At 65.6% G+C, this 26,242-nt stretch carries 25 protein-coding genes; 3 read left to right on the forward strand and 22 right to left on the reverse strand.

The features are described 5' to 3' along the window. The first annotated feature begins 3 nt into the window (after positions 1 to 3). Positions 4 to 1,488: an acyltransferase gene (locus DIE21_RS32490; protein ID WP_185642890.1), complete on the forward strand. Its 1,485-nt coding sequence runs from the start codon at positions 4 to 6 to the stop codon at positions 1,486 to 1,488. Positions 1,489 to 1,515: 27 nt separating this feature from the next. Here the strand turns inward: DIE21_RS32490 and DIE21_RS32495 are convergent, their stop codons facing one another. From DIE21_RS32495 to DIE21_RS32565, 15 genes are all read right to left on the reverse strand, one after another. Continuing rightward, a complete protein-coding gene (locus tag DIE21_RS32495; protein ID WP_409364666.1) occupies positions 1,516 to 2,682 on the reverse strand; it encodes an exo-alpha-sialidase in 1,167 nt (388 codons plus the stop codon). Positions 2,683 to 2,717: 35 nt separating this feature from the next. Then, the gene (locus DIE21_RS32500) at positions 2,718 to 3,653 is read right to left on the reverse strand and encodes an SIS domain-containing protein (RefSeq protein ID WP_124501518.1); all 936 of its coding nucleotides are present in this window, start codon (positions 3,651 to 3,653) and stop codon (positions 2,718 to 2,720) included. Next, positions 3,631 to 4,434 (reverse strand): 3-deoxy-manno-octulosonate cytidylyltransferase, encoded by an 804-nt coding sequence (kdsB, locus tag DIE21_RS32505; protein ID WP_124501519.1) that lies wholly within the window; start codon positions 4,432 to 4,434, stop codon positions 3,631 to 3,633. The genes DIE21_RS32500 and kdsB overlap by 23 nt, the downstream gene beginning before the upstream one ends. Then, the gene (locus tag DIE21_RS32510; protein WP_124501520.1) at positions 4,418 to 4,969 is read right to left on the reverse strand and encodes an HAD family hydrolase; all 552 of its coding nucleotides are present in this window, start codon (positions 4,967 to 4,969) and stop codon (positions 4,418 to 4,420) included. The genes kdsB and DIE21_RS32510 overlap by 17 nt, the downstream gene beginning before the upstream one ends. Then, complete coding sequence (kdsA, locus tag DIE21_RS32515; protein WP_124501521.1) at positions 4,966 to 5,811, reverse strand: 3-deoxy-8-phosphooctulonate synthase; 846 nt, start codon at positions 5,809 to 5,811, stop codon at positions 4,966 to 4,968. Before kdsA ends, DIE21_RS32510 begins: the two co-directional genes overlap by 4 nt. A gap of 93 nt (positions 5,812 to 5,904) precedes the next feature. Continuing rightward, on the reverse strand, positions 5,905 to 6,987 hold the full coding sequence (locus tag DIE21_RS32520) for a glycosyltransferase (protein WP_124501522.1): 1,083 nt from the start codon (positions 6,985 to 6,987) through the stop codon (positions 5,905 to 5,907). A gap of 9 nt (positions 6,988 to 6,996) precedes the next feature. Further along, a complete protein-coding gene (locus DIE21_RS32525) occupies positions 6,997 to 8,220 on the reverse strand; it encodes an EpsG family protein (protein WP_124501523.1) in 1,224 nt (407 codons plus the stop codon). A 9-nt stretch (positions 8,221 to 8,229) separates the two neighbouring features. Beyond that, positions 8,230 to 9,198: a glycosyltransferase gene (locus DIE21_RS32530; protein WP_124501524.1), complete on the reverse strand. Its 969-nt coding sequence runs from the start codon at positions 9,196 to 9,198 to the stop codon at positions 8,230 to 8,232. Next, the gene (locus DIE21_RS32535; protein WP_124501525.1) at positions 9,195 to 9,725 is read right to left on the reverse strand and encodes a serine O-acetyltransferase; all 531 of its coding nucleotides are present in this window, start codon (positions 9,723 to 9,725) and stop codon (positions 9,195 to 9,197) included. The genes DIE21_RS32530 and DIE21_RS32535 overlap by 4 nt, the downstream gene beginning before the upstream one ends. Position 9,726: 1 nt before the next feature. Continuing rightward, positions 9,727 to 10,926 carry a capsular biosynthesis protein gene (locus DIE21_RS32540; RefSeq protein ID WP_124501526.1) on the reverse strand — a complete coding sequence of 400 codons (1,200 nt, stop codon included), beginning with the start codon at positions 10,924 to 10,926 and terminating at the stop codon, positions 9,727 to 9,729. 28 nt (positions 10,927 to 10,954) lie between these two features. After that, entirely contained in the window at positions 10,955 to 12,187 is a 1,233-nt protein-coding gene (locus DIE21_RS32545) for a lipopolysaccharide biosynthesis protein (protein WP_124501527.1), read from the reverse strand. Positions 12,188 to 12,253: 66 nt separating this feature from the next. Beyond that, positions 12,254 to 14,491: a polysaccharide biosynthesis tyrosine autokinase gene (locus DIE21_RS32550; RefSeq protein ID WP_124501528.1), complete on the reverse strand. Its 2,238-nt coding sequence runs from the start codon at positions 14,489 to 14,491 to the stop codon at positions 12,254 to 12,256. Between the two features lie 53 nt (positions 14,492 to 14,544). Next, a complete protein-coding gene (locus DIE21_RS32555; protein WP_124501529.1) occupies positions 14,545 to 14,979 on the reverse strand; it encodes a low molecular weight protein-tyrosine-phosphatase in 435 nt (144 codons plus the stop codon). Continuing rightward, the gene (locus DIE21_RS32560; protein ID WP_409364664.1) at positions 14,976 to 16,139 is read right to left on the reverse strand and encodes a polysaccharide biosynthesis/export family protein; all 1,164 of its coding nucleotides are present in this window, start codon (positions 16,137 to 16,139) and stop codon (positions 14,976 to 14,978) included. Before DIE21_RS32560 ends, DIE21_RS32555 begins: the two co-directional genes overlap by 4 nt. A gap of 205 nt (positions 16,140 to 16,344) precedes the next feature. Then, complete coding sequence (locus DIE21_RS32565) at positions 16,345 to 17,421, reverse strand: sugar transferase (protein WP_124501531.1); 1,077 nt, start codon at positions 17,419 to 17,421, stop codon at positions 16,345 to 16,347. A 50-nt stretch (positions 17,422 to 17,471) separates the two neighbouring features. On the opposite strand from DIE21_RS32565, the gene DIE21_RS32570 reads away from it, so the two are divergent. Continuing rightward, positions 17,472 to 17,768 carry a hypothetical protein gene (locus tag DIE21_RS32570; protein WP_124501532.1) on the forward strand — a complete coding sequence of 99 codons (297 nt, stop codon included), beginning with the start codon at positions 17,472 to 17,474 and terminating at the stop codon, positions 17,766 to 17,768. Positions 17,769 to 18,266: 498 nt separating this feature from the next. Here DIE21_RS32570 and DIE21_RS32575 read toward each other — a convergent pair whose 3' ends face one another. Next, a complete protein-coding gene (locus DIE21_RS32575) occupies positions 18,267 to 19,340 on the reverse strand; it encodes a helix-turn-helix domain-containing protein (protein ID WP_124501533.1) in 1,074 nt (357 codons plus the stop codon). Positions 19,341 to 19,419: 79 nt separating this feature from the next. On the opposite strand from DIE21_RS32575, the gene DIE21_RS32580 reads away from it, so the two are divergent. Then, positions 19,420 to 19,824, forward strand: coding sequence for a hypothetical protein (locus DIE21_RS32580; protein WP_124501534.1), 405 nt, complete (start codon positions 19,420 to 19,422; stop codon positions 19,822 to 19,824). Between the two features lie 603 nt (positions 19,825 to 20,427). Here the strand turns inward: DIE21_RS32580 and pqqE are convergent. The 6 genes from pqqE to DIE21_RS32610 all read right to left on the reverse strand — a co-directional run bounded on the left by pqqE (position 20,428) and on the right by DIE21_RS32610 (position 25,912). Then, a complete protein-coding gene (gene pqqE / locus DIE21_RS32585) occupies positions 20,428 to 21,546 on the reverse strand; it encodes a pyrroloquinoline quinone biosynthesis protein PqqE (RefSeq protein WP_124501535.1) in 1,119 nt (372 codons plus the stop codon). A gap of 7 nt (positions 21,547 to 21,553) precedes the next feature. Beyond that, positions 21,554 to 21,835: a pyrroloquinoline quinone biosynthesis peptide chaperone PqqD gene (gene pqqD / locus DIE21_RS32590; RefSeq protein WP_006751646.1), complete on the reverse strand. Its 282-nt coding sequence runs from the start codon at positions 21,833 to 21,835 to the stop codon at positions 21,554 to 21,556. After that, on the reverse strand, positions 21,832 to 22,551 hold the full coding sequence (pqqC, locus tag DIE21_RS32595; RefSeq protein WP_124501536.1) for a pyrroloquinoline-quinone synthase PqqC: 720 nt from the start codon (positions 22,549 to 22,551) through the stop codon (positions 21,832 to 21,834). Before pqqC ends, pqqD begins: the two co-directional genes overlap by 4 nt. Positions 22,552 to 22,553: 2 nt before the next feature. Then, positions 22,554 to 23,477: a pyrroloquinoline quinone biosynthesis protein PqqB gene (gene pqqB, locus DIE21_RS32600; RefSeq protein ID WP_124501537.1), complete on the reverse strand. Its 924-nt coding sequence runs from the start codon at positions 23,475 to 23,477 to the stop codon at positions 22,554 to 22,556. A gap of 64 nt (positions 23,478 to 23,541) precedes the next feature. Further along, complete coding sequence (gene pqqA, locus DIE21_RS32605) at positions 23,542 to 23,616, reverse strand: pyrroloquinoline quinone precursor peptide PqqA (RefSeq protein WP_006410019.1); 75 nt, start codon at positions 23,614 to 23,616, stop codon at positions 23,542 to 23,544. A 292-nt stretch (positions 23,617 to 23,908) separates the two neighbouring features. Further along, on the reverse strand, positions 23,909 to 25,912 hold the full coding sequence (locus DIE21_RS32610) for a sigma-54-dependent Fis family transcriptional regulator (protein WP_124501538.1): 2,004 nt from the start codon (positions 25,910 to 25,912) through the stop codon (positions 23,909 to 23,911). Positions 25,913 to 26,242 lie beyond the last annotated feature (330 nt).

Raw genomic sequence — 26,242 nt, forward strand, 5'->3', positions numbered from 1 at the left:
CCAATGAAATGGAAGACGCCCCTCATCCTAACGGAGAAAGCTCGTTTCGCTGCGCGCACGATACCGGCCGAATCGGCCACATTCTGTCCGATGTCGAACGCCGGAGATTGCTACTCTATTGCCGGGATTCTCGTCGCTCGAACGCTCACCGCCTTCAGTGCCCGCAAGCGTGCATGCCTCTCGCTGCACGTTGCCTCCCCACCAGCATTCCGCCATCGAAGTTTGCATGTAAATCAGGCGCCCGATGCCCGGAGAAACGGCAAGCACGCCTACCCGGCGATGCCCGGATACCTCATGGATACAACACGGAACATGATGAAAGGCGACGCATCGATCAAATCGTTCGAAGGCTTGCGAGGTATCGCGGCGCTAGCGGTTGCGATCTATCACTTCAACGGATTCCTGCGGCCGGACACGATCGTCGACAGTTTCTATCTCCTGGTCGACCTGTTTTTCATCCTGAGCGGTTTCGTCATTTATCGTGCATACGACGAGCAATTGTCGTCCTGGCCCAAGCTCGCCAAATTTGTCGTCCGACGCATCGGTCGGCTCTACCCGCTTCACATCTTTTCCGCATGCTTCTTTGTCGGCGTGACGTGCGGATCGCGCCTGCTCAAGACAATCATGGCGCATAGCGGCCTGGGTGCGGTCCTCAGTGCCCCGGGAGTCGACGTCATCACGTTTCCGGGCCTTCCCGAGATAATGACGAACCTGCTTCTTTTGCAAGGTATCGGTCCGTTCGCGAAATTCGAGATCAACGGGCCCAGCTGGAGCATCAGCACCGAATTCTATTCGTATCTCATACTGGCGCTCGGTGTGTATCTGCTCAAAGCGCGCTCACGACTGCTCGCCTTTGCGATCATTGCGCTCTCTGGACTCGCGCTGTCCGTCTATGGCAGCCTGTACGTCGATCATTGCATGTACGCGGGTCATTGCCTTGATTCTCACTTGACATACGCGTTCCCGCGCTGCATCGGGAGCTTCTTCCTCGGCGTTTTCGCCGAGCGACTTGCGACGCTCATCGAGCGTGTCCCGGACCGCTGCGTAGCTGTTACGCAACTTGCGGCAGCAGGTATGGCAATCATCGTGATGTGGAAATCGATCAATATGCCGGGGCTGGCCTTTGCGGCAATGCCGCTCTTCTTCGTCGTCGTGCTGACGCTCTCCGGTGACCGTGGGCCGCTCGCGCGACTGCTCCAGATGCCTGTGTGCCAGTCGCTCGGAAGAATTTCCTATTCGGTCTACTTGATACATGCACCGCTGGTATTCGTCGGCCATCTCACGCTGAAACCCATTTCCATCGTGGCCAAGATCTGCATTCTCCTCGGCTATATCGCAATCGTCCTGCTGATCTCGACACAAACCTACCGGCTTATCGAAGCGCCTGCCCGAGACGCGACACGCCGATGGTCGGCACGCTGGTTCAGCAATCTTCCAACCCGCACCGAGACAGCGTCGGATCCTCTCCAGCGCGCCACAAAGTCCTGATCCTGCGCCGGCTCTCGTCGGCTTGCCCTACTCGGTCGTCCCGCTGTCGCGAAAATCGGCGATTCGATGGAAGGTGACGAAATTGGCATCGTGCTGCGAATGCGCGCCGCCCTCCGGATCGTCGAAAGACGTGCGTGCGACAGCGACGATATCGTCCCCGTCGAACTGCCAGTCGACATACTGGAAGCCGTGCTTGTTCCAGTCCGGATGGGACAGCACCGTGCGGCGCATCGTCCAATGCACGAGGTCCGGCGACGAAATCAGCGCCACGACATTGCGCGCGCGTTCGTAGTTGTTGCCCCGATAGAGATGGGTGACCGCGTTGCTCAGCGACCAGTAGAGCTTCGTGCGCGGATCGAAACGAATCGTGAATTTCTTGCCCGCACCGGGCATGTCCGCGAATCCGGCGGACACGTCGAAGCGTGCCACGGCGCCACTGCCGTCGACCGTCACGATCGCCGCGTGCTCGGGCAGTGCGTTGTAATAGACACGCAAAACATTCACGACGCTCCCGTCCGGTTTCGCCACCGCGTTGCCCTCGAGCCAGCCGCCGAATTTTCCGCCGAGCCATCCCGGATTCGGCGCGAGGCGATTGCTGAACGTCCAGTTATCGGCCTTCAGCAGATCACTGCCGACCGGCGCCGACATCATGAACGGCCAGATCCCGGTCTGCTCCACCGCCTCCATCGTCCGCCAGATTCGACCGTTCGCGACGACCACCGGCACGGGCGCGGTGAAATACCGGCCGGCGTTCGCAAGCACGCCACTGTCGCCATTGCGCGGGACGGTCCATGTCTTCCCGCCATCCAGTGAGCGTCGAATCACCGGCACACCCGAGAACCCGCTCGTCCCGATGATATACAGCGCCCGGCCCTCGACGAACAGGGAGGACCAGTATTGACCGTGGAGCTCGCCGAGCTTTCGCCAGGATTGCCCGCGATCGCGTGATGCATACAACGTCTCGGTGTCTTGCGCGGCCCCCGTACCGAACGTGTCATGCGCGGCCACGTACGTTCCGTCCGCCAGGATCGCAAGCGCTGGCGAACCAAGATAGACGTGACTGGAGGCCGGGCTATGCGCGATCACGACACCCGGCGGGGTCGGTTGCAGTCGAGGTTTGGCCGGATACTGCGCGCACGAACTGCAGCACATCGCGGTCACGGCGAGCATGATTGCGGCAGCCTGTTTTGTCAGACGAGCAAGCGTGGGTTTGGTCATGACAGCAGCACCTACTTCTTGAACACGCCGACGACATCCCCGTCGTCGACCACCAGCAACGCACCGATCCGCTGCTGCTGCATCAGCAGCAACGCATCCTCGACGCGCGTGCCGGGCCGCACCGTCGACGGCTCGATCGACATCATGTCGGCCGCCGTGCGCCGCAATACGCCGTCGCCATGCCGCTCGATCGCGCGGCGAATGTCGCCGTCGGTCACGATGCCCCAGCCGGCGTGGCGCTTCACGATCGCAAGGCCGAGCCGCCCGCGCGTCATCGCATCCAGCACGTCGAGCGTCGACGTGGCCTCCGTCACGAACGGCAGATTGCCGCGCGCCATTTCGTCGTCGACCGTGGACAGCAGCCGGCGGCCGAGCGAGCCGCCCGGATGGAAGCGCGCGAAGTGTTCGGGCTGGAAGCCGCGCGCCCGCATCAGCGTGACCGCCAGCGCATCGCCCATCGCGAGCGTCGCCGTCGTCGACGCGGTCGGCGCGAGCTGCAGCGGGCACGCCTCGCGTTCGACGCCGATGTCGAGATGGACCCGCGCGGCGCTCGCGAGCGTCGATGCCGGATTGCCGGTCAGCGCGATCAGGTCGTTGCCGTTGCTGCGCAGGAACGGGATCAGCTTGATCACCTCGTCCGTTTCGCCGGAATTCGAAATCGCGAGAAACGTATCGTCCGGCGTCACCATTCCCAGGTCGCCGTGATAGGCCTCGCCCGGATGCATGAAGAACGCGGGCGTGCCGGTGCTCGACAGCGTCGCGGCGATCTTCCTGCCGACGATGCCGGACTTGCCCATCCCGCACACGACGACGCGGCCGCTCGAGGCGAGGATGATCTCGACCGCTCCTTCGAAATTCGCGTCCAGTCGCGCGGCCACGCCGGCCAATGCCCGCGACTCGATCTCGAAGACCTGGCGGGCCGATTCAATATGGTTCTGTTGCATCATGGGTTTGCCGTTTGAGAAGGGAGACGACCCGCGCCACGTCGTCGGGCGTATCGATGCCGGCGGGCGGCGCGTCGGGCCAGCGCATCACGTCGATCGGCATACCGAGCCAGAGTGCGCGCAACTGTTCGAGCTTCTCCAGTTGCTCGAGCTCGCACGGCGCCGCGCTCGCCAGCGCCTGCAAGGTCGCGTTCGCGTAGCCATAGAGGCCGATGTGCCGCAGGAACAGGCCGTCCGAACCGGCCGCCTCCGCCGGCCGCCCGTCGCGGCAGAACGGAATGGCCGCGCGCGAGAAGTACAGCGCCCGGCCACGGCGATCGACGACGACCTTGACGATGGCCGGCTCGTCGAGCAGCGCGACTTCGCCGATCGGGCAGGCGACCGTCGCGACACCGAGGTCCGGCGCCGCGCCGCAGAAGGCTGCGAATGCCCGCAGCAGCGCCGTCGGCACGAGCGGTTCGTCGCCCTGCACGTTGAGCACCGCATCGGTGCCGGGCCAGCCGAACATGCGGGCGACTTCGGCTGCGCGGTCGGTGCCGGACGCATGGCCGGTATCGGTCATCGCGAAGCGGATGCCGCGCGCGTCGAGCACATCGGCAATGCGTGCATCGTCGATCGCGACGACGATGTCGGCATCGGGCAGCGCGCGGCGCACGCGCGCATGCACGCGGACGATCATCGGTTCGCCGTCCAGATCGACGAGCGGCTTGCCCGGCAACCGCGTCGAACCGTACCGGGCCGGAATCACGACGTGCACCGGCCGGCCGTTATTGAACGACGTCATGACCGCTCCATTGTTCGAGCAACGGCCGGTACGCATCGTCGAGCGACAGCCCGGCATCGGTCAGCAGGTGCTCGGCCACCTCGCGCGCGACGCCGCGGCCGCCGCCCGTGCACGCGACATGGTCGACGCGCGCGCGGACGAGCCGATGCGCATCGGCCGGCGCATACGACACGCCGACGTGTTCGATGACGGCGAGATCGTTCACGTCGTCGCCGACATAGGCGATCTCGTGATCGTCGAGCTGCTGTTGCGCCTTGATGTTCGCGTAGCCGGCGCCCTTGTCGTCGCAGCCGGTCACGAGCACGTCGACGCCGAGCTGCTTCGCGCGCCACGCCAGCGCGCCGCTGTGCTTGCCCGACAGGATGCCGGTGCGGATGCCATGCGCGCGCAGCAGCGCGACCGCGACACCGTCGTGCGCGTGAAAGCTCTTCATGAACTCGCCTTCCGCCGTCACATGCAGCAAGCCGTCGGTCAGCACGCCGTCGACGTCGAACAACACCAGGCGCACGGGCCCGCGATACGCCGCGCCGCTCACTGGATATCGAGCGGCTCGAGCCGCTTGACCAGGTCGTCCACCGCCTTCACCTGCTGCAGGAACGCGTCGAGCAGCGCGAGCGGCAGCGCGCTCGGGCCGTCGCAGCGCGCGCGGTCCGGATCCGGATGCGCTTCGAGGAACAGCCCGGCCAGCCCGACCGCCATCCCGGCGCGCGCGAGATCGAGCACCTGGCGCCGCCGGCCGCCCGACGCCGCACCGTGGGGATCGCGCATCTGCAGGCTGTGCGTGACGTCGAAGATCACCGGGCAGTCGCCCGTCGCGTCGCGCATCTGGCGAAAACCCAGCATGTCGACGACGAGATTGTCATAGCCGAACGACGAGCCGCGTTCGCACAGGATCACCTTGTCGTTGCCGGCCTCGCGGCACTTCGACACGACGTGCTCGATCTGCGTCGGGCTCATGAACTGCGGCTTCTTGATGTTGACCGCGTTGCCGGTCTGCGCGATCGCGACCACGAGGTCCGTCTGGCGCGCGAGGAACGCCGGCACCTGCAGCACGTCGACGACCTGCGAGACCGGCTCGGCCTGCCATACTTCGTGCACGTCGGTGATCACGGGCACGCCGAACCGGCGTTTCACCTCGTCGAAGATCCTGAGCCCTTTGTCGAATCCCACGCCGCGATACGAGTGGATCGACGAGCGGTTGGCCTTGTCGAAGGACGCCTTGAACACCAGCGGAATGCCGAGACTGCGCGTGACCTCGACGAACGCGTTGCAGACGTCAAGCGTGAAGTCGAGGCTTTCGAGCACGTTGAGGCCGCCGAACAGGACGAACGGCAGGTTGTTGCCGACGGTGACGTCCGGGGTAATGGTTACATTCATACAGTTCTCCACGAAATTGAGGCAGCGGTGTACGCGTTGCGCCGCAGCGGATGCCGCGCGATCGCGCCGGTCGATCGCAGCCGGATGCTGTCGTCAGCGGGCCACCCATGCAGCATAGAGCGGCGCGAGCTCCCCGAACAAGCGCTCCTCGCCGAAGCGCTGCCGCGCCTCGCGGCTCGCCCGCCGGGCCAGTTCCTGGCGCAGCGCGTCATCGCCAGTGAGACGCGCCAGCCATGCGACCGCGTCGGCCGCGCTCGCGTAGATCACGCCGGTCTGCAGATGGCGCACGACGTCCACGTTGCCGGCGCAGTCGGACACGATGACGGGCCGGCCGGCCAGCATCGCCTCGATGACCGACACCGGCATGCCTTCCCACGACGACGTCGACAGATACACGTCCGCACGTTCGAGCTGCCGCGCGACCTCGTCGTGCGGCAGCCACCCGGTGACCTCGACGCCGGCCGCGGCCAGCCGCGCCTTTTCCGCAGCCTCGCCGTCGCCGATCCACACGAAGCGCGCGCCGCGCGCACGCATGCCGTGCGCGATCTGCGCGAACAGCTCGGGATTCTTTTGCGCGCGGATGCCGCCGACGGTCACGATGCACGGCGGGCCTTCCGCCGGTCGCTCGGCGTCGCCCGAACGCTCGGACGACGGGGCGTCGCTCACGGCGTTCTCGACGACCACCACCGGCTGGCGAAGCCACGCGCGGATCGCGCGGCCCTCGCTTTCCGAGCACGCGACGTAAAGGCATCTCCGGACGCACGCGACCCATTCGAGACCGACGAACGCCAGGCGCTTCAGGCGCGAGATATCGCGACGCATGAAGGAAATGCAGTGCGGGCTGTAGAAGAACGCCGCTTTCGGCAGCGCGAACAACGTCGACAGCCGCCCGAGAAAGCCTGCGAACGACGAATGCAGGTGCACGACATCCGGACCGATCTCGTTGAGCGTCGCGCGCAGCCGGCCCACTGTCCGCAACAGGCCCGCGCCCTTCATCTGGACGTGGCGCAGCGATACCCGCGCGTCGAACATCGCGGCAAGACCGGGCGGCGTATCGGGCCGCACCGAGTAAATGACATGGACATCGTGGCCTTCGCGAGCCAGGCGATTCGCGATCAGGCACACCATCGACAACGTGCCCGTGGCGCTGGATTCGACTATGTGGACGATCTTCATGGGCATCCATTACATGAAACGGCTGTACATTTCGAACAGACTCGCAGTGAGAAATGCAATCGGGTCGCCCGTATACAGCAGCGTCTGGATCGACAGGTTCTTCGCGAATCCGTAGATTCCGTAGGCCATGAGAAAGAGCACGATGAGCGCCTTGATCGGACCGCGTCGCACATGCGCCATGCACAGCGAAAGGTACATCAGTGCGATCACGAAGAAATAGATGTAGATGCGCTCGAACACCTTCGCGAGATCGTAGGTCGCCACAAGCGCCAAGGCGGAAAAATTCAGCGCAATCAGGCAATGTCGCATGCCACGATACGCGTTCCCCGAATCAATCTTCAGCCACTTCTCCCGCCTGCGCCACAGTGCGTTGCTGAGGGCAAATATCACCAACGCCACGGCAGCGACACCGGCGACACTGTATGCATCCCACGTCGTGTAGAGATTGATCTTGCTCGTCAGATACGAATCGTCGCTACCGAACGTGGCAAACAAGCCTGGCGCCAACTTCGACGCCAGTACAGTGATTGCGGTCAACGCAAGCGAACACCAGATCACGATCCGCCCGAACACCCGATAGAGCAGGAATGGAGCGCTTACGATCAGCGACGGTATATGCGTCAACCCGGCCAACACGACGGCCAGTCCGGCCTTGCGCTTGCTTGGCGAAAATACCGCCATGAACAGCAACGGAAATGCCATGGATTGCCGCATCACGTTTCCATACGTGCCGAAGAACGACGACGAAGACAGCAACAGGACGAGAAACAGCGGAATCGCCTGGTACTGCTCCCGCCAGATCACGACGAGCAGCAGCGAGAAAAACACGACGAAGATCAGCAGGAACGCGGTATCGGTTATGCCGACCAGGCTCGCGGCGCCATGCAGGACGGAGAACGACACGATCTCCGGTTGCCGGATCATGTACTGCCAGATTCCGAGCGACTGCATCTTGTACATGAAGTCCAGATACTGGAGTTTGTCGTTGCCGCCGTCCTGGATCGGCAACTTGAGCGCGATCATCGGACCCAGCACGACGACGGCGCTGACGCACGCAACGAGCACAAGAAATCGGTCCGGCTTTCGTTCAGCACCCGCGAGCGCAAGAAACAGCAAATAGAAATAGAAGGCGCCGAACGGAAACAGCAGCGCGAAGACTCCACCGAGCGCCATGGCGGCGGTCAGGATCAAGTGCTCCTGACCGCGAACCGCAAAGAGAGAAAACGCTTTCATGTCCCGTCCTCAAATTTCCGGCCCGCGCCCCGCGACCGCATCGATATACGCGAGCACGCCCGACCGCTCGATCACGCGCCCCCATTCGAGCGACTTCATCGCCGCCGGGTCGGGGCGCGTCGCGCGGATCCGCGACAGCGGAAACAGTTCGTCAAAGATCGTCGCGCCGGTGACGTGGCACTGGATGCCGAGCTCGTGCGCGGTGCGCACGTTCGACGGCGCGTCGTTGCACACGATCTTCTTGCCGAGCGACGCGTATTCGAGCAGCTTCGTCGGTGTCTGGAAGCAATGCGGCCTGTGATACGGAAAGAAGCACACCGCGTATTCGCTGTCGCGGACGATGCGCAGCGCGTCGGGCTGCGGCACGCGGCCGACGAAGCGGATGCCCGGCGTGTCGACGAACGCCGCGCGGATTTCGGGCTCCGGATTACCGACCAGCACGAGCGTGTCCGATTCGTCGCGCCGCGCGTCGCGGTAGGCGGCCAAGACCTTGTGAAAGCCGCGCTCGCGGCTCATCTCGCCGATATAGCAGAACCGCCCGGACGGTGTTTGCGCGGCATCGTCGTTGCCCTTGTCGGTCGCTTCGCCGTCGCCCGGATTGAAGATCCAGTCCGGCACGCCCATCGGCAGCAGCAACGCGCGCACGCCGTCGCGGAACGCCATCGCGTCGCGCATCCGCTCGTTCTGGAAGATCCGCAAGTCGGGCCGGACGTTCAGCACGCGCTTCACACGGTCCTTGACGGCCGCGAGCCGCCCGACCGACAGCGACCGATAGTCGTGAATCACGAACCGCGCCGGCGGCAGCGCGCGATAGAAACCCATGATGCACCACAGGATGCAGGCGTCCCGATCGGGAAAGCGCATGTACGCATCGAGATCGCCGTCGAACACCTCGAACCCGTGCGTCCTCAGCCGACGGCCGTAGGCGGCGATCTCCGGATAGTTCGCCTTGCCGGGATGCAGAATGAACACTTTCATTTCGGTACCTGCCCGTTGTCGAGAATGCGCGCCGGGACGCCGACGGCCACGCGGCCGTCGGGCACGTCGCGCAGCACCACGGCCCCGGCGCCGATCCGCGCGCGGTCGCCGACGCGAACCGCGCCGAGCACGACGCTGTGCACGCCGAATTCGACGTGGTCGCCGATCGTCGGTACGCCGCCGATCGTGCCGTCCTTCTGGATGGTGTTGCCGATGGTCACGCCGTGCCGCAGCGTGCAGTAATCGCCGATCACCGCGTAGCCGTTGATCACGAGGCCGGTGCCGTGATAGATCGCGAGCCCCTTGCCGATCTTCGTCTTCACCGGAATCTCGATGCCCATCAGCCAGTCGCACAGCACGATGTAGAGCACGATGAGCGGCGCGCCGGCCAGCAGCGTGAACCAGCTCCGGCACGCGAGGTAATGCACGACGCGGTAGAAGATCACCACGCTGCGCGTCTTCAAGAACGCATTGCGGCGGCAGTCTTCGGCGATCGCCTCGGCGGTCTGTCGCAACGTGACGGCCATGTCAGTGCCGCCTCGCGAACACGCGCCGGGCCGCATCGGCAGGAATGCGCGCGGCGCCGAAATAGTCGATGCCGTCGACCAGGAACGAATGGATGTACTTCAGCAGCCGCTCACGGTCGAATTCCTTGTAGAAGCAGCGGCCGAGCGACACCACGCGCTTGCCGTACAGCATCGCCTCGAGCCCGACCGTCGAATTGATCGTGACGACCGCATACGCATGCCGGAGCAGGTCGGTGGTCGGCGACGTGACGATCTCGAAGTGATAGGTCTCCTGCAGGCGCACGATCGCGGCGATCTCGGCCGCATCGGTCTCGGCGGGATGCAGCTTCACGAACAGGTCGGCGCTCTCGTTCGCGGCGAACTCGAACGCGTGGCGGATCGCGTCGAGATTGCCGACGTCGGAATGCAACTTGATCTGCGTGTCGCCCGACACCTGCAGCGGCAGGAACACATAGCGGCAGGTCGCCAGCGTGTCGGCCGGCAGGTAGCTGGCCTGTCGCGGCGCCGGCATCCCGTTGCGCGCGCGCACGCTCGCCAGGCGCCGGCGGCCGACGCCACGGCTGGCCGCCTTCAGCAGGTAGTTGGTCGCCGACATCGCCTTGCGCGCGAACGACGTCCGGGCCTGCGGCAGCGGCATCCGCTTGTAGCGTTCGTAGGCCGACAGCCAGCGCGCATGCGTGTCCTCGTCGGGCAGCGGCAGGCGATCGATGACCTCGGGATCGCGGCTGATCGTCGACAGCGCATTGACGCCCAGCGAATCGACGAACAGCTTGCCCGGCAGGTTCGAGATCTCGATGAAGCGGGTCGCGACGCCGTGCACCGCGCAGGCCTGCCGCACCGCGCGGCACACCAGCTGCTGCCCGTTCCACATCACGCACTGCTCGACCCGCAGGCCGCGCAGGACTTCCGACGCGATATGAAAGATCGCCGCCGACTCGCGCTGCGCACGGGCCTCGGTCATCTGCCCGTTGAGCACCTCGATCGACAGCTGGTACGGCGTGCGGTCGGTGGGCTGGCCGTCGGGCACGTCGATCGGCATCAGCCGGTTCAGGTACACCGACCGGAAGCCGCCCAGCAACAGGCGGAGATGCGCGACCGGTTCGCTCGTCAGGAACGCGAACTCGTACTCGTGCCGCACCGCGTTCACGAGGCGGGTGGCGAAGTAGTAGCGCTCGAGGGAATCGATGACTATCAGGATCATGGTGTGCTCGTTCGTCGTATCGGCGATCTCACGCCAGCGCCCGGGATCGGGACAGGTTCGTGTCGAGGACCCGGTACGTCAGCGCGATGCCGGCCGCCATCAGCGCCGCGCCGGTCAGGGAAAAAACCTGCACGCTCGTGGGGGCCGACAGGTTCATCAGCCGCGCGATGCCCAGCGCGCCCGCAAGACACACGCCGCAGGTCAGCTGAAACAGGAAATCGATGCGCTGCGCGCGCGTCGCCAGGAAGATCTGCGACAGCGGCACGTAGATCAGCTGGAGCGCGAACAGCGGCATCAGGCTGTGATAGAACCCGACCGAGCCGCGCCAGCTTTCGCCGAAGAACAGGTTGACGAGCGGCGCGAACAGCAGCAGCCCGCCGGCCATGTACACGGCCGCGAGGCCCGCGAGCGCGCGCGCATAGGTCCGGTACACGCGCGGCACGGTCGTGCCCGCGTCCGGTCGCGCCATCGCGCCGATCGCGTCGCGGCGGAACACCCCGCCGACGCTCTGCGCGATCAGCGACACCGGAAAGAACCCGAGCCGGTAAGCCGCCGCGAAGTAGCCGGCGCTCTGCGCGTCGAACCAGTGCGGAATCGCGATCGACAGCGCGTAGGTCAACACCGACGCGCACAGCGTCGACGGCAGGATATACAGCGCAAAGCGGCGATTCCTGACGAAGAACCCGCGTGACAGGCGGAACGAATACCCGGCCCGATAGCCGGAGAACAGGATCGCAGCGGCCATCACGATCGAGACCGCCGCGGTTACCCAGGCGTACAGCGCAAACACGTCGACCTGCCCGCACGCGGGGCACGCGAGCGACAGCATGAGGCCGGCGAGGAACGCGCCGTTGACCGCCACGCGCGACAGCGCGATCCATCCGTAGCGCCTGAGGCTGTTCAGATACGATCCGGCGGCCAGTTGCACGAACGACGCCAGCGCATAGACGGCGACAAGATGGAGATCCGCTCGTCCGGCGACGGCGATCAGGATTCCGAACACCGCGACGACGGCCAGGCTCAGCGCAGTCACGTTGACGAACGCGTTGAACGACTCGCCCGGCGCGTCGTCGACGCACGCGAGTTCGTAGCGAAACGCGAGCAGCGTGCCGGCGAAGGTCGCCAGCGCGAGCAGGTAGTTGAAGTGGCCGAGCGACGCCGGCCCGAAGCGTCGTCCGATCACGAAGATGCAGACGAACAGCGCGATCTGCCCGACCACGACGCCGGCCAGCGACACGATCGAATCCCGCGGATTGATCATCTCGCCTCCGTGCGCCGCGTGCGGCCGGATGCACGGGCCGGGCCGCCGCCGGCGGCGCTGCGCGCATCACGCATCTTGCGCCCCGTATTCGTAGGCGACGTAGCGGTAACCGCCGTACTTCGACCCGTACCCGTACTGTCCAAGCCGCGGATTGACACCGTTGAAGATGACGCCGTTCAGGCGGACGCCGTTCTGCGCGAAGCGCTTCGCGGATTCGCTGATCTCGCCGAGCTTCGTCTTGCCCGCCATCGTGACGAGCAGCGCGGTGCCGGCGACCGCGCCGAGAATGCCGGTATCCGGCACCGCGAGCACCGGCGCCGAGTCGATCACGACGATGTCGTAACGCGACGACAGCTCGCCGACCAGCGCCGCGAGATTGCGGTTCAGCAGCAGTTCCGCGGGGTTCTTCGGCATCGTGCCGGTCGAGATGAAGTCGAGGCCGTCGACCACCTCGCGGTGAATCACGTCCTCCAACCGCGCGCTGCCGGCGATCAGCTCGGTGAAGCCGTGGCCGCGCGGGAAGCCGAGATAGTCGTGCAGCCGGCCCTTGCGAATGTCGCCGTCGATCAGCAGCACGCGCTTGCCGGCGCTCGCCATCACGACCGCGAGGTTCGACGAGAGGAAGGTCTTGCCGACACCCGGCGCCGGACCGGCGATCAGCACGATGTTGTTCTTCGCCTCGAGCATCGCGAACTGCAGCGCGGTGCGCAGGCTGCGCAGGCACTCGACGGCCGGCTCGTTCGGGAAGTCGATCGACAGGATCGACTTGTGGCCGCTCTTGCGCGCGGCCTCCTCGGCCAGTTCGTGCTGATGCTCGCTGATCGGGACCGTCGCGTACACCGCGAGGCCGAGACGGCGCTCGATCTCGTTGTGATCGGAAATCCCGTGGAACAGCATCGAGCGGACGATCGCGGTGCCGCAGCCGGCGAGCAGCCCGAGCAGCAGCGACGCCAGCGCGACGAGCACCTTCTTCGGGCGCACCGCCACTTCCGGCACCGCCGCCGTATCGACGAGACGCACGTTGCCGACCTTGCCGGCCTGCACGAGCTGCAGCTGCTGCATGTTGTTCAGCAGTGCCGTGTAGAGGTCGGTGTTGACCTTCACGTCGAGCATCAGCCGCACGGCTTCCTGCTGCAGGTCCGGCAGGCGGCGGATCTGCAGCTCGGCGGTGTTCCGATAGCCGTTCAGCGCGGCGATCTGCTCGTCGATCACGGCCACGCTCGGGTGCCGTTCGGTGAAGCGGGACATCAGCTCCTGCCGCTTCTGCTGCAGCTCGAGCAGGCGCGTCTTCGCGTCGGCGGTCTGGGCCAGCGCGAGCTTCGCTTCCTCGGTGAGGTCAACCGTGCCGTGCTCGTTGCGCAGCTTCGTCAGGCGCGCTTCGGAATCGGTCAGCTGCTGCTTGAGCTGCGGCAGTTGCGCGGTCAGGAATTCGAGCGACTGCGCGGCCTCCGCCGATTTCCGCTCGATGTTCTGCCGCACGTACTGGCGGCCGATCTCGTTCATCGTGTCGCTGACCCATTTCGGATCGGTATCCTGCAGGCTGGCGACGACGACGTCCGATTGCTTCACGCGCTCCTGCACGTTGAGGCGGTCGCGGATGTCCTCGATCGTCTTCAGCCGCGAGTTTCGGACCAGCACGAACGCGGTGCCGGGCTTCGCGGCGATCGACGCGACCTGCAGCGTGATCGGGCCGCGCGGCGAGCGGAACGTTTCGAGCTCGCCGACGGTGCCGTCGACCGCGGCGTCGAGATCGCCGCCTTCGAGCCGATAGCGCTTGCCGCCGAGGCTCGTCAGCGTGAACGCGTCGCCTTCGTTCTTGCGCGGTACGTCGAACCGCGGCACGTCGATGCGCTCGCGGCCCCACGCGTAGCCGCCGAAGCCGGCCAGGCCGGGATCGGACAGGCCGTCGCGGTGGCGCGCGATCCAGTCGCCGATCATCGGAAAGCGCTTCGGCGATGCGTCGATGAACAGGTTGAGCTTGTCGACCGCGCGCTCGACGACCAGTCGCGACGCGAGGATCTGCTGTTCGGCGGCCGCCGACGACTTGACGTCGAACAGCGCCGACACATCGCCCAGCAACGACTTGGCGGCCGACGTGTCAGGGCTGTCCTCGACCTGGACCATGATGTTGGCTTCGAACACCGGCTTGCCGAGAATCGCGTACGCAAGGCCGGCGGCCAGCAGCACGCACGTGATGGTCGCGATCAGCCAGCGGCTTTCCAGCAGGATGTCGAGCACCGCGACGAAATCGGTCTCGCTGCCGTCTTCGGCGGTGTGCTGCTGCGGGGCGGAGGGTTGGGTCATGGCAACGATATGAGGCGTATTGGGTTCCAGTGGGGCATCGACCAACGGCCGCTTCAAACGATGCGCAGGCGCTTCGACCACTCGGTCACACCGAGTTCGATCAGGCGCGCGCAGCGTTCGAACACGAATCTGGGCTGGCGGTAAGGGTCGTGCACGTCGAAATCCGTGTACTCGCCGAGACGGAACACGCGTCCCCGCACGAACGGGAACTGGTTCTCGAGCGACGTGCGCTGCCGACGGTCCATCACGAGGATCAGGTCGGCGTCGGTACACAGCGAGCGGGCGATCTGCTGCGCGCGATGCGTCGACACGTCGAACCCGCGCATGCGCATCACGTCCTGCGCATACGGCGCGGCCGGCATGCCGACCAGCGCGTTCAGGCCGGCGGACGCGACGCGCCGCCCGGGCATGGCCTGACGCAGCATCGCTTCGGCCATCGGGCTGCGGCAGATGTTGCCCTCGCAGACGATCAGGATCGATTCCATCATTTGGTCGCGATCGCCGCGGTCAGGCCGGCGTTGATGGCCGGCAGCAACAGGCTGAGCACGCGGCTGAAGCGGACGAGCCCGTTGCCGTCGACGTACACGACGTCCTTCGGCTTCAGCTGGAACTGATTCGCCAGCACCATCGCGACCGGCGAGCGCGCATCGAGGTGATACACCTGCGGCTGCTCGTCCTGCATCCCGCGCACCACATAGAGCTGCGCGGCATCGGCCGTGTTCGCGTTCAGGCTGCCGGCCTGCGCGATCGCCTCGCTCAGCGTCAACCGGCCATTGCGCATCGGCAACGCCGTCACGGGCTTGTTGACCTCGCCCATCACGAACACGCCGCTCTCGTCGCGCGGCAGCACGCGCACGAGGTCGCCGTTGCGCAGCACGATCTTCGACGGATTGCGCCCCTGCTCGGCCATCTCGGTCAGGTCGATCCGTCGCTCGACGCCGTCGCGCACCAGCACGATGCGGCTCTGGTCCGCCGCCGCCGAAAAGCCGCCGGCCCGGCCGATCGCGTCATACAGCGTCATCGGGATGTCGTTCACCGACTGCGAGCCCGGCGTATGCACCTCGCCCTCGATGTACACCTGCTTCGCGCGGAACGACGCGATGCGCACGGTGACCTGCGGATTCCTGAACGTCTTGTCGAGGCGGCGCGTGAGCTGCGTCTGCACCTGCTCGGCCGTCAGTCCGGCGACCGCCAGCCGGCCTGCAAACGGAAACTGCAGCGTGCCGTCCTGGTCGACGACGAAACCGGGCGGCGCATCCGCCGCGCGCGGCGCGGCCTGCGCCGGCGCGCCAAGCGCCGCCGCGAGTTCGGGGTGGTCCCATACGGTGATCTGCAGCACGTCGCCGCGGCCGATGGTGTACGCGTCCGGCGGCGCGCCGACGCCGATATCGCGGACTTCGCCGCGCGTACTGCGTTCGGTATCGCGCATGCGCCGGATCAGCGTCAGGTCGATGTTCGTGACCGGAACCGGCAGCGCGGCGCTGTCGGCCGGCGTGGCACCGCTTTGTAGCGGAATCGACGCCGGCTGCTGCATGCGCATGCCCGGCGCGATGCCGCACGCGCCCAGCAAGGCACACAGCGGCAGGATCATCACGAGCGGACCGACACGCGACGGTCGGCGCGGCGCGCACGCGCGCGCCGACTCCATTTGACGCAACCTCTGCATTACTACCTCGCACTTTTTTAATTTGAAATTGCGCCGGTCGCCCCGCGTCGTGTCGACCGCGAGTACAGCACCCCTGTCGAGACCGGACATGCCTGCTGCCACTGCCTGCTGCTGAATACCGCCGTGCCTGCCGTCGTCACGCGCCGCCGCCGCGCATCCTTCGCGGCGCACGGGCGCGCGGCAGCCGCTAATACGCACCCGAGCCGCGCACCACCACGTTGATCGTCCGGAACAAGATGCCGATGTCGCGGCGCAGCGACCATTCGCGCACATAGGACACGTCGAGCGATACGCGCGTCGAATAGTCGGTGTCGTTGCGGCCGCTGACCTGCCACAGGCCCGTCATGCCGGGTTTCGCCATCAGGTAGTAGCGCACGTCGACGCCGTAGCGCTCGAGTTCGGCCTCGACGATCGGGCGCGGCCCGACCAGGCTCATGTCGCCCTTCAGCACGTTCAGCAGTTGCGGCAGTTCGTCGAGGCTCGTCTTGCGGAGCAAGCGGCCGATCGGCGTGATGCGGACATCGTTCTTCAGCTTGAATTCGCGATCCCATTCCGCGCGGGCGTCGGCGTCGCGCTCCAGCAGCGCCTTGAGCACCGCATCGGCATTCGTCACCATCGAGCGGAATTTCAGGCACTTGAACCGCCGGCCGTTGCGGCCGACCCGCTCGTGCCCGAAGATCGCCGGGCCGCCGTCGCGCCGCACAGTCCATGCGATGCCCAGCAATACCGGCGCCAGCATGACCAGCAGCAACGATGCGCCTACCAGGTCGAAGCTGCGCTTGACCATCCGCTTGATGCGTCCGACCGTCCGGTGGCCGATCTCGCGCTGCCCGCGCAAGTCCGCGTGCGCGATGGCTGCCGCACGTACCTGGTCGCCCGCGCGCTCGATCATCCCGAAGATCGCGAGCGTCAGCGCGCGGAACGCGATCAGGCCGATCCCGCTCGCGAGCGTCCAGTACACGAACCACTCGCTCGACAGCACGTGCGCACGATGCAGCACGTACAGCAGCGCGGTGCTCATGCCCTGCACGACGATCCAGGCCAGCACCGTTCGGCCGAGCACGTGCAGCGCCGAGCGCGTGCGCGCGGCCTCGTAGATGCCGCACGCGGGAAATACCGACAGCGCCAGCGCGGCGGCAAAGGCGACGAGCGCACCGTCGAACAGGGTTCCGCGCGCACCGCCGGTGGCACCGATCAACGCGGGAATGAACGCGCCCAGCACGATCAGTCCGATATCGGTCGCTCGATTGATCAACGAATTCATTGATATGAACTCCTAATTCATCATCCAACGTCCGTTCGCGGTGCAGCGGCATGTCACGTCTGCCACGCATGTCGCCCGGTCGTCCACTCGATTTCGCCGCGGCGGCCTGCCGCGGCTCCGAAGCATCACGATCCCGGCCGGATGCGATGCGCATTCCACGCGGCGCGCTCGTTGCGAAACCGTCGTTTCAACGTTTCCGCAGTGCATCATATTCGTCGCGACTCGTGCTTTTATCGCCCGCGTCCGAATTCGCCTTGTTGATGGCGGAACAAATCAAGGCCGATTTCGCACGCGAATTATTCGATCGATTTCACGAATCAAGCGATCCATATGCGATGCACGAATAACGTGCGCACGTAGCGATTCATGCTCGAATTTCAATCGCTCGGGAGGCACGTCGATTCATGTCGATTTGCAATTCATCGCGCTCGCCATTGCCGGCGCATCGGGCAGCGCATGCATCGCCTGGCGCTACCCCAAACCTGCAAGCGAGCATCGGCCGGATCGGCCGGCCGGATGCTCGCTCGACGAATAAAAAGGCCTGCACAGTGCGCTCACGGCGACACGGCAGGCAAAATTCCGAGGAGTGCCGGGGTGCCGCCTCCTCGAAAGGCCAGTCGATAACTTAATCAGTGGAAATGGGTTTTGAGCGCCTCGTGTCGGACCGCGCCACGATTGTGGCCGAATCCGCCTTCGTCGCATGGAGACCGGTTTATATCCGGCATTTTTCACGCCCGAATAACGGCACCGTCATTCGGACGGAACATTAATATCCGGATATCGAATTGAATCCGCGCAATACCATTTCGCCGAATGGCGGCGCACGGCGAATTGCAATCGCCCGTCTAGAATGGTGCGTCGCTCATCCAGTCGCCGAGGTCCGATGCGTACAGCATGTCCGTCGACGCGTCGCCGCCTTTTCGTGCGGCCGCCCGATATTCGGTCGGCGAAGTCTGCAAGTGCTGGCGAAAGAGTTTCGCCATCCGGTCCCCGCTGCCGAGGCCCGTGCGTCGCGCGACCTTGTCCGCCGGAAGATCGGTTTCGATCAGCATGCGGCACGCCTTTTCGAGGCGAATTCTCAGCACGAACTCGGTGGGCGTGACGCCGATTTCGTTCTTGAAGCGCCGCAGGAAATTGCGCTCGCTCATCGCGGCGGCCTGCGCCGCGTCGGCGATGGAAATCCGGTTCTCGCTGTTGACGCGCAGGTGATGCGCAGCCATCCTGATCAACGTGCTCGCGCGCGCGACCCGTGCGCCGAACAGCACGTCGGTCAGCTTGCGGTTCGCGCCGGACACCATGCACATCACGATTTCCTGCGCGATTTCGTAGCCCATGTCCACCCGGACGATCGACAACGCGTCGGAGAACGGCCCGTCGTCTTCGTCGCCGGCCGGTTCGGCGTCATCGCGTCCCGCGAACGCGGCGGCGCCGCCGCCGTCCGCGGCCGGCGCGGCCTTCTCGACCTCTTTCTGCGCAAGATGAATCTGCGCGAGCAACTTGCGGCCGCCATGGCTGCCTCGAACGACGCGCGCGCGCTGGTGCGCATGCCTGAGCCACGCGATCAACTGCTCGTCGAGCGTGTCGATCCCGCCTTGACCGCTCAACACGAACATCGCGTGCACCGTGCTTGCTTCGAGCGTGCGGGCCGCTTCCGTCCAGATGCCGACGCCCGACGACGAGCGAACCGGGCCGCCATGCACGGAATACAACCGCAACTCGTAACGGTCGGTGAATGCGCCGTCGGCGCGTCCGAGTTGATTCGCGAGTTCGAAAACGGCCGCCAGCTTGCCCATCTGCATGATGGAGAAACCTTCGAGCAACAGTACGATTACGCTTGCTCGTTGATGCCCGTTGCCGGCGCTTCTACCACGATTCACGCTTAACCCCGTCGATGAATGATTCGACACTGTTTGCATCATTTCGGCCCTTTAACAATTTCTTACATTCGTTGTTTTCTGCGCCGCATCATAGGGGCGACCCTTGCCCGCCGATTTCCCAATGTCTGTTTTCGCCGTGTTGTTGTCGGAATCAATCAAGCCGGTGGTATGGCACTATTTGTTGAGATTCGTCACGTCTGACGTAAATACATTCATGAAAATTCGCGAACAATTGACATGCATCAACGATCCGCAATTTGATTCGGGATATTGGGGGCCAGCCTATCTCCAGATGAATACGGAGAAGGCCGAAATCAGTGGAATGCGTCATCCATTCCGGCTGGCACTGCCGGAACGGACGAAGGGACAGTATCGCGACGTCAATGCGCGGCCACTGTCGGGGTTCGTTTCAATCGTGCATGGTCGGATACCGCGCAGGTTCGGGTTAAGCAGGCCGGTCAGCGGAGCACGCGGCAACCCGCGCTGGCGAGCCGCCAGGCCCGAATCCGGGCCACCACTCCGATGAAACGAGTATTTCCGCGGAATGTTTACGCCGGAGCCGAACGCACCGGCTTTAAACGTCGTGCGGGCGGCAGTCAACCGAATTGAGCGAGTTCGGTCGAGGAATCGCGGTATGCGAATCGGTGATGCCGCGTTTGCATCGTACACGCTTCGATTTCGCACAACCGTCCGATACGGCAATTTTCATCGAACGCGAATGGAAATTCAGACAATGTGTCGTCTCGCATCGACAATGAAATATCGATGTCATCGTCGAATCCGCCGGAATAGCGCCGCGCAAACGTTATCATTGAAACGGATTTACCGGTGAACGATTACATTGGATCACGCAGCATTACCCGGGATTACTCGAGACTCATATGCCACGTGAATCCTCTATCATTCAGAGGAATTGTCGGCATGCATTCTTCGCATGCGATCTCGTTCTCGTCCGACGTGTGCTCGAACCGAATCGCATCCCGGTCGAATCGTTTTCATGACCGTCGTGCGTCGGTCGAATGGGGGAAATCTGTCTCGGGCGGGCACGCGCGGCACGGCACACGAATGCGCCGCGCACGCATCAAACGTGCGTTTGAATGACCGGCATCAATACGGCGGACTGCACCGCTCAACGGCCGATCGAATTGGCAGCACTGCGAAAGATCAGCGGACGCTCGTCCTGGCGCCCTGCCCGTCGCGCGAATTGCACGGCCTGCTCGACCCGGCCGTGATGCGCGGACTTCGCACAGACCGGATCGGCTTCCGCGGGATCACCGGCCAGCATGTACGCCTGGCAGCGGCACCCGCCATGATCCGCGTGGCGCTCGTCGCAGGTGCGGCACGGGTCGCGCATCCAGCCGTCGCCGCGAAACGCGTTGAATGCATCGCTGTCGTACCAGATCTCCTTCAGCGACCGGTCGCGCACGTTCGGCAGCGCGAGGCCGGGCAGCGAGCGCGCGGCATGGCACGGCAGCGCGGTGCCGTCCGGTGCGACGCCGAGGAATACCGAGCCCCAGCCGTTCATGCAGGCCTTCGGCCGCTGCTCGAAGTAGTCGGGCACGACGAACAGGATCTTGCACCGTTCGCCGACGAGCTTCCGGTAGCGGTTGACCGTTTCCTCGGCTTCGCGCAGTTGTTCGGCGGTCGGCATCAACTGGTCGCGATTCAGCATCGCCCAGCCGTAGTACTGCGTATTCGCGAGCTCGAGGAAATCCGCGCCGAGGTCGAGCGCCATCTCGATGATCTGGCCGACGTGCGGCAGGTTGTACCGGTGCAGCACACAGTTCAGCACCATCGGATAGCCGTGCGACTTGATCAGCCGCCCGACGCCGCGCTTGAGGTCGAAGGTGCGCGTGCTGGTCAGGAAATCGTTCAGCTCGCGCGTCGAATCCTGCAGCGACAGCTGGATATGATCGAGCCCGGCCGCCTTGAGCCGGTCGATGCGCGCGGCATTCAGCCCCACGCCCGACGTGATCAGGTTGGTATAGAAACCCAGCGACCGCGCATGCCGGACCAGCACCTCCAGGTCGTCGCGCTGCAGCGGCTCGCCGCCGGAAAAGCCGATCTGCGCGGCGCCGAGCGCGCGTGCATCGCTGATCACCGTGCGCCACGCGTCGGTATCGAGCTCGGCGCCGTGCGTTGCGAAGTCGACCGGGTTGTAGCAGAACGCGCAGTGCAGCGGGCACCGGTACGTGAGCTCGGCGAGCAGCCACAGCGGCGCGGACGGCCGGTTCGGAGGAGGTGTCATGTCCATGTCAGTCGAGCCAGCCGCGCAGTCGCGCATGATCGAGGAAGCGGTAGACGTCCGACGCGAGGTCCGACGTGCTGAACAGCCGCTCGAGTTCGTCGATGATGTCGTCGAGCTCGCGCGTGCCGTCGCAGCGTGCGAGAATCTCGCCCGCGCTCGGGTTGAGCCGGACCATGCCTTCCGGATACAGGAGCACGTACGCATCCTGGGCCGCCTCCCACTGCAGGCGGTACATGCCCCTCAGCGAGGGGCGCAGCGGCACGCCGCTGACGGCGTCGTTGGAGTTCATGCGGGGTACGCCTTTTCAATCGCATCGAGAATCGACCACAGCACATCCAGCTTGAACGACAGGATGTCGAGCGCGCGCCGTTGCGCGTCCGGTGTCGTGAAATGGCTCAACGTCACCGCGAGCCCGTGCTCGACGTCGCGCTGCGCGAGCGGCACGCGGCTGCGGAAATACTGCAGCCCGTCCGCCTCGATCCAAGGATAGTGGGACGGCCAGCCCGCGAGCCGGTCGAGGTGGATCTGCGGCGCGAACATCTCGGTCAGCGACGAGCACACGGCTTCCTGCCACGGCGCGCGCCGCGCGAAATTGACGTACGCGTCGACCGCGAACCGCACGCCGGGCAGCACGTGCGCGAGCGACCACAGTTCCGCGCGCTCGATGCCGACCGCTTCGCCGAGCCGCGCCCATGCCTCGATCCCGCCTTCCTGGCCGCCGTGACCGTCGTGGTCGAGAATCCGCTCGACCCACAACCTGCGCGTATCGCGGTCCGGGCAATTGGACAGGATCGCCGCGTCCTTCAGCGGAATGCTGACCTGGTAGTAGAAACGGTTCGCGACCCAGCCGCGGATCTGCGCCGGCGAGCATGCGCCGCTATTCAGGCGCCGGTTGAACGGATGGTGGATGTGGTAGCGCGATTCGAGCGCGCGCAGGCGCGCCTCGAACTCCTGCGCGCTCCAGGGCGTCGCGTGCAGTGCCGCGGCGGGAATCGGTGCGTTCATTGTCAGACCTCGAATTGCATGCCGTCGTGGGCGACCTCGATGCCGTGTTCGCGCAACTGCGCACGCTGCGCGGAACCCGGATCGAGAATCGGATTCGTGTTGTTGATGTGCGTGAGGACCTTGTGTGTGCGCGCCGGCAACTGCCGCAGCCGGTCGATCATCCCCGGCCGCGCCGCGTCGCCGCACTGCGCGAGATGGCCCATGTCGGCCGCGTGCTTCGACGACAGGCCGAGGTCGATCATCTCCGTGCCGGTCCAGAACGTGCCGTCCACCAGCACGAGATCGGCGTCGCGCATCGCGGCGCGCACGCTGTCGTCGACGTCGGCGAGCCCCGGTGCGTAGAACGCCTGCCGGCCGGTCGCCGTGTCCTCGATCAGGAGTGCGATGTTGTCGCCCGGCACGCTCGCCTCCCGGCGCGGCGAATAAGGCGGTGGCTTGCTGTCGACCGGCACCGCGGTCAGGCGGATGCCGGCGGCACCCGGTATCGCGAACGGCTCGCCCGGCGCGATCGGGTGCACATCGACGCCGCAGTAGTGGCCGAGCAGCGGCACGAGCGGCAGCCCCGTCGACAGATCGTCGAGCACCGGCGCGCTCGCGTAGAGCGGCAGCGGCGACGTGCGCTCGCGCAGCATCAGCAGGCCGGTCACGTGATCGATCTGCGCGTCGCACAGCACGACGGCGACGATCGCGCTGTCGCGGATCGCGCGGGCCGGCTGCAGGTCGGGGGCGGCGCGCAACTGCGCGAGGATGTCCGGCGACGCGTTCACCAGCACCCAGTCGATGCCGTTGCCGCTGACCGCGATCGACGATTGCGTGCGCGGCACGATGCCGTCGGTGCCGGCCCGCGCGCGACGGCAGTTGCCGCAGTTGCAGTTCCATTGCGGCAATCCGCCGCCGGCGCCCGAGCCGAGTATCTTGATCTTCATCTGCATGTGCTCCCGGTGCCGCCCGCATCGTGTCCGTCGCTGCGGGCGGCACTGCGCGCGTCGATCAGCGGTTGGCGATGTACATCGTGATTTCGAAGCCGAAACGCAGGTCGGTATAAGCCGGGGTGGTCCATTGCATGATGTGTCTCCTGGTTGAGTAAGTGAGTCGATGAAACCGCATCGATCGAGCGGCCGATACCCATTCAGCAAGGAGCGTGCCGGGGCTGGATTTGCATCGCGCAGCAGCGCGCGCGGGCATGCGGCAGCCGCCGGTGGGTCACGCCACCGGGATTCTTTCGATTTTCATACGGAAATATTTCGACAGCCTTCCGGCGAAGGCTCGTGGCATGCGCGGCCGGTTGAACAAGTGTTGAATCCCTGAACACCGGGTGTTGCAACCTGACACACCCGTGTGACAGTCGCGCAGGCCGTCAGGGTTCGTCCGGCTCCAGCGCATCCGGCCCGGCGGCCGGCATCTTGCGATAGATCGTGTTGCGCGACACGCCGAGCGCGCGGGCGGCGGCCGATACGTTGCCACCGTGGCGCGCGAGCGCGGCCGCAATCGCGGACGCGGCCACGTCCTGCAACCGCGCATCGCCGGCCGCGGCCGCGGCCACGCATGCAGGCGCTTGCGCGGCGAGCGGCGGCGCACAGGTGCCCTGCGCCGCCGGCCCGCCGTCGCGCCGCACGTCGTCGAAGAAATCGTCCGGCAAATGCTCGCAGCGGATCTCGCAGTCGTCTTCGACCATCGCGGATGCCGTCCGCAGCAGGTTCGCGAGCTGCCGGAAGTTGCCCGGCCACGCGCAGCGCTCGAACAGCGCCATCACGTCGGGCGCGACGCTCAGCGGGCGGCGCCCGGGCCCCGACAGCGTCTCCCGTTGCAGCATCTTCTGGACGACCACCGCGAGGTCCGTGCGATCGCGCAGCGGCGGCAGGCGCACGACGAGGCCGTTGAGCCGGTAGTACAGGTCCTCGCGAAAGCGGTTCTGCGCAATCATGTCGCGCAGGTCGCGGTGCGTCGCGCAGATGATCGCGATGTCGACGCCGATCGCCTTCGTCGAGCCGAGCGGGTTGACGATGCGCTCCTGCAACACGCGCAGCAGCCGCACCTGCAGCGGATACGGCATGTCGCCGATTTCGTCGAGAAACAGCGTGCCGCCGTTGGCCTGCAGCAGCTTGCCGGTCGCGCCCTTGCGGCGTGCGCCGGTAAAAGCGCCCTCCTCGTAGCCGAACAGCTCGGATTCGATCAGCGTCTCCGGAATCGATGCGCAGTTGACCGCGACGAACGGCCCGTCACGGCGCGGCGAGTCGTTGTGGATCGCCTGCGCGAGCAGTTCCTTGCCAGTCCCGGTCTCGCCGGTGATCAGCACCGGAATGTCCTTGCCGATCACCTTGCGGACCTTCGCGATCACCGCCGCGACCTGCGGATCGCCGGTGTCGAGATAGCTGAGCCGCGACAGGCTCGCCGCGCCCTGCGCGGCAGGCGGCCGCGCGGCGCCGTCGTGCACTTCCGCAGGCCGGCTGCCCTCGGCCCGCAACGCGCGCCGGAACTGCACGCGCGCGCAGACCACCGCGCCGTTGCCGAGGTTCAGCGACACGTGCGGCTCGGTGCTCGCGCGCATCCGGTCGATCAGCTGTGCGCTCGTCACGTCGAACAGCGACGCGAGCGTATGCGCGCGCAGTGCGGCGAGCGGCATCCCGAGCTGGAACTGCGCGCTGCGGTTGGCCGACAGGAAGCGGCCGTCCGCGGTGAACGCGACGATCCCTTCCATCAAGGTGCCGAGAAATTCGGGGCGGCCGTGGAACGACACCTGCAGCGTCTCCTGGAAGGTCGTCGTGAACAGGTGGTTCTCGATCATCTGCACCGACATCTTCGCGAGCGCCATCGTGTGCTGGTGATAGCTGCGGTGGTCGCCCGTCACGTCGAGCACGCCGATCGCGTCGCCGTACGGATCGAGAATCGGCACGCTCGAGCAGGTCAGGAAATGGTTCGCGGCCAGGTAGTGCTGGTCGCCGTGCACGACCATCGGACACAGCTCCGCGAGCGCGGTGCCGATCGCGTTGGTGCCCTGCCGGTTCTCCGCCCAGTTCGCGCCCGGGCGCAGCGCAACCCGTTCCGCGCGCCGCAGGAAGTCGTCGTCGCCGATCGAGTGCAGGATCAACCCTTCCGCATCGGTCAGCACGATCATGCTTTGCGTATTGACGATCTGTTCGTGCAGCGACTCCATCACGGGCATCGCATGCACGCACAGCACACGGTTCTGCTCGCGCTTGAGCGCCAGCGCCGCGCCGGACAGCAGGTCGTAGTCGGGACGTGCAGATGCCTGCAGGCCGAACGTCTCGGACCGCTCATGGGACTTCTGGATCGTCGGCGTCGGCCAGCCGGGCGCATGCGTGGCCCGTGCGTTGGCCGTCGGATGAACGTCATCGCGCATTGTCTCCTCCGGGGATCCTTCCGGTCGGTGCCGGACTCTTTGTGCTGGATCAAGCAAGCTTCGGGCCACGCTGCCGGCGGCGCCCGGGCCGATTGCCGGATATCGTTGCGCCGACGCCGGTCGAAAGCATAATGAAAGAAACAGTCGACCGCATGCGAAGCGACGACTGCTGACGTCATATCGCGAATCCGCCCGCCGCCGCTACCCGGTCCATCCCGATCGTGGTCGCTGGCGCGATTCTGGCTTTGATGTGGATCAAGCCCCGGTCTGTTCGCGCTTTCCGTGGCACCCGGCCGCGACGCCGCTCCCGATACCCCGACGACATGACGC

The sequence above is a fragment of the Burkholderia sp. Bp9140 genome, assembly GCF_003853425.1.
Taxonomy (GTDB): domain Bacteria; phylum Pseudomonadota; class Gammaproteobacteria; order Burkholderiales; family Burkholderiaceae; genus Burkholderia.

Bases quoted from the DNA above. Each gene is read 5' to 3' on its own strand.
- pqqC (WP_124501536.1), bottom strand. From the start codon at position 22,551: ATGAACGCACCGATTCCCGCCGCGGCACTGCACGCGACGCCCTGGAGC.
- DIE21_RS32570 (WP_124501532.1), top strand. From the start codon at position 17,472: ATGTCACGTCTGCCACGCATGTCGCCCGGTCGTCCACTCGATTTCGCC.
- pqqD (WP_006751646.1), bottom strand. From the start codon at position 21,835: ATGAACTCCAACGACGCCGTCAGCGGCGTGCCGCTGCGCCCCTCGCTG.
- DIE21_RS32565 (WP_124501531.1), bottom strand. From the start codon at position 17,421: ATGAATTCGTTGATCAATCGAGCGACCGATATCGGACTGATCGTGCTG.
- kdsB (WP_124501519.1), bottom strand. From the start codon at position 4,434: ATGACGTCGTTCAATAACGGCCGGCCGGTGCACGTCGTGATTCCGGCC.
- DIE21_RS32560 (WP_409364664.1), bottom strand. From the start codon at position 16,139: ATGGAGTCGGCGCGCGCGTGCGCGCCGCGCCGACCGTCGCGTGTCGGT.
- DIE21_RS32500 (WP_124501518.1), bottom strand. From the start codon at position 3,653: ATGATGCAACAGAACCATATTGAATCGGCCCGCCAGGTCTTCGAGATC.
- DIE21_RS32545 (WP_124501527.1), bottom strand. From the start codon at position 12,187: ATGATCAATCCGCGGGATTCGATCGTGTCGCTGGCCGGCGTCGTGGTC.
- DIE21_RS32610 (WP_124501538.1), bottom strand. From the start codon at position 25,912: ATGCGCGATGACGTTCATCCGACGGCCAACGCACGGGCCACGCATGCG.
- pqqB (WP_124501537.1), bottom strand. From the start codon at position 23,477: ATGAAGATCAAGATACTCGGCTCGGGCGCCGGCGGCGGATTGCCGCAA.
- pqqE (WP_124501535.1), bottom strand. From the start codon at position 21,546: ATGACACCTCCTCCGAACCGGCCGTCCGCGCCGCTGTGGCTGCTCGCC.
- DIE21_RS32490 (WP_185642890.1), top strand. From the start codon at position 4: ATGAAATGGAAGACGCCCCTCATCCTAACGGAGAAAGCTCGTTTCGCT.
- DIE21_RS32520 (WP_124501522.1), bottom strand. From the start codon at position 6,987: ATGAAGATCGTCCACATAGTCGAATCCAGCGCCACGGGCACGTTGTCG.
- DIE21_RS32555 (WP_124501529.1), bottom strand. From the start codon at position 14,979: ATGATGGAATCGATCCTGATCGTCTGCGAGGGCAACATCTGCCGCAGC.
- DIE21_RS32525 (WP_124501523.1), bottom strand. From the start codon at position 8,220: ATGAAAGCGTTTTCTCTCTTTGCGGTTCGCGGTCAGGAGCACTTGATC.
- DIE21_RS32535 (WP_124501525.1), bottom strand. From the start codon at position 9,725: ATGGCCGTCACGTTGCGACAGACCGCCGAGGCGATCGCCGAAGACTGC.
- DIE21_RS32575 (WP_124501533.1), bottom strand. From the start codon at position 19,340: ATGATGCAAACAGTGTCGAATCATTCATCGACGGGGTTAAGCGTGAAT.
- kdsA (WP_124501521.1), bottom strand. From the start codon at position 5,811: ATGAATGTAACCATTACCCCGGACGTCACCGTCGGCAACAACCTGCCG.
- DIE21_RS32540 (WP_124501526.1), bottom strand. From the start codon at position 10,926: ATGATCCTGATAGTCATCGATTCCCTCGAGCGCTACTACTTCGCCACC.
- DIE21_RS32550 (WP_124501528.1), bottom strand. From the start codon at position 14,491: ATGACCCAACCCTCCGCCCCGCAGCAGCACACCGCCGAAGACGGCAGC.
- DIE21_RS32530 (WP_124501524.1), bottom strand. From the start codon at position 9,198: ATGAAAGTGTTCATTCTGCATCCCGGCAAGGCGAACTATCCGGAGATC.
- DIE21_RS32580 (WP_124501534.1), top strand. From the start codon at position 19,420: ATGTCTGTTTTCGCCGTGTTGTTGTCGGAATCAATCAAGCCGGTGGTA.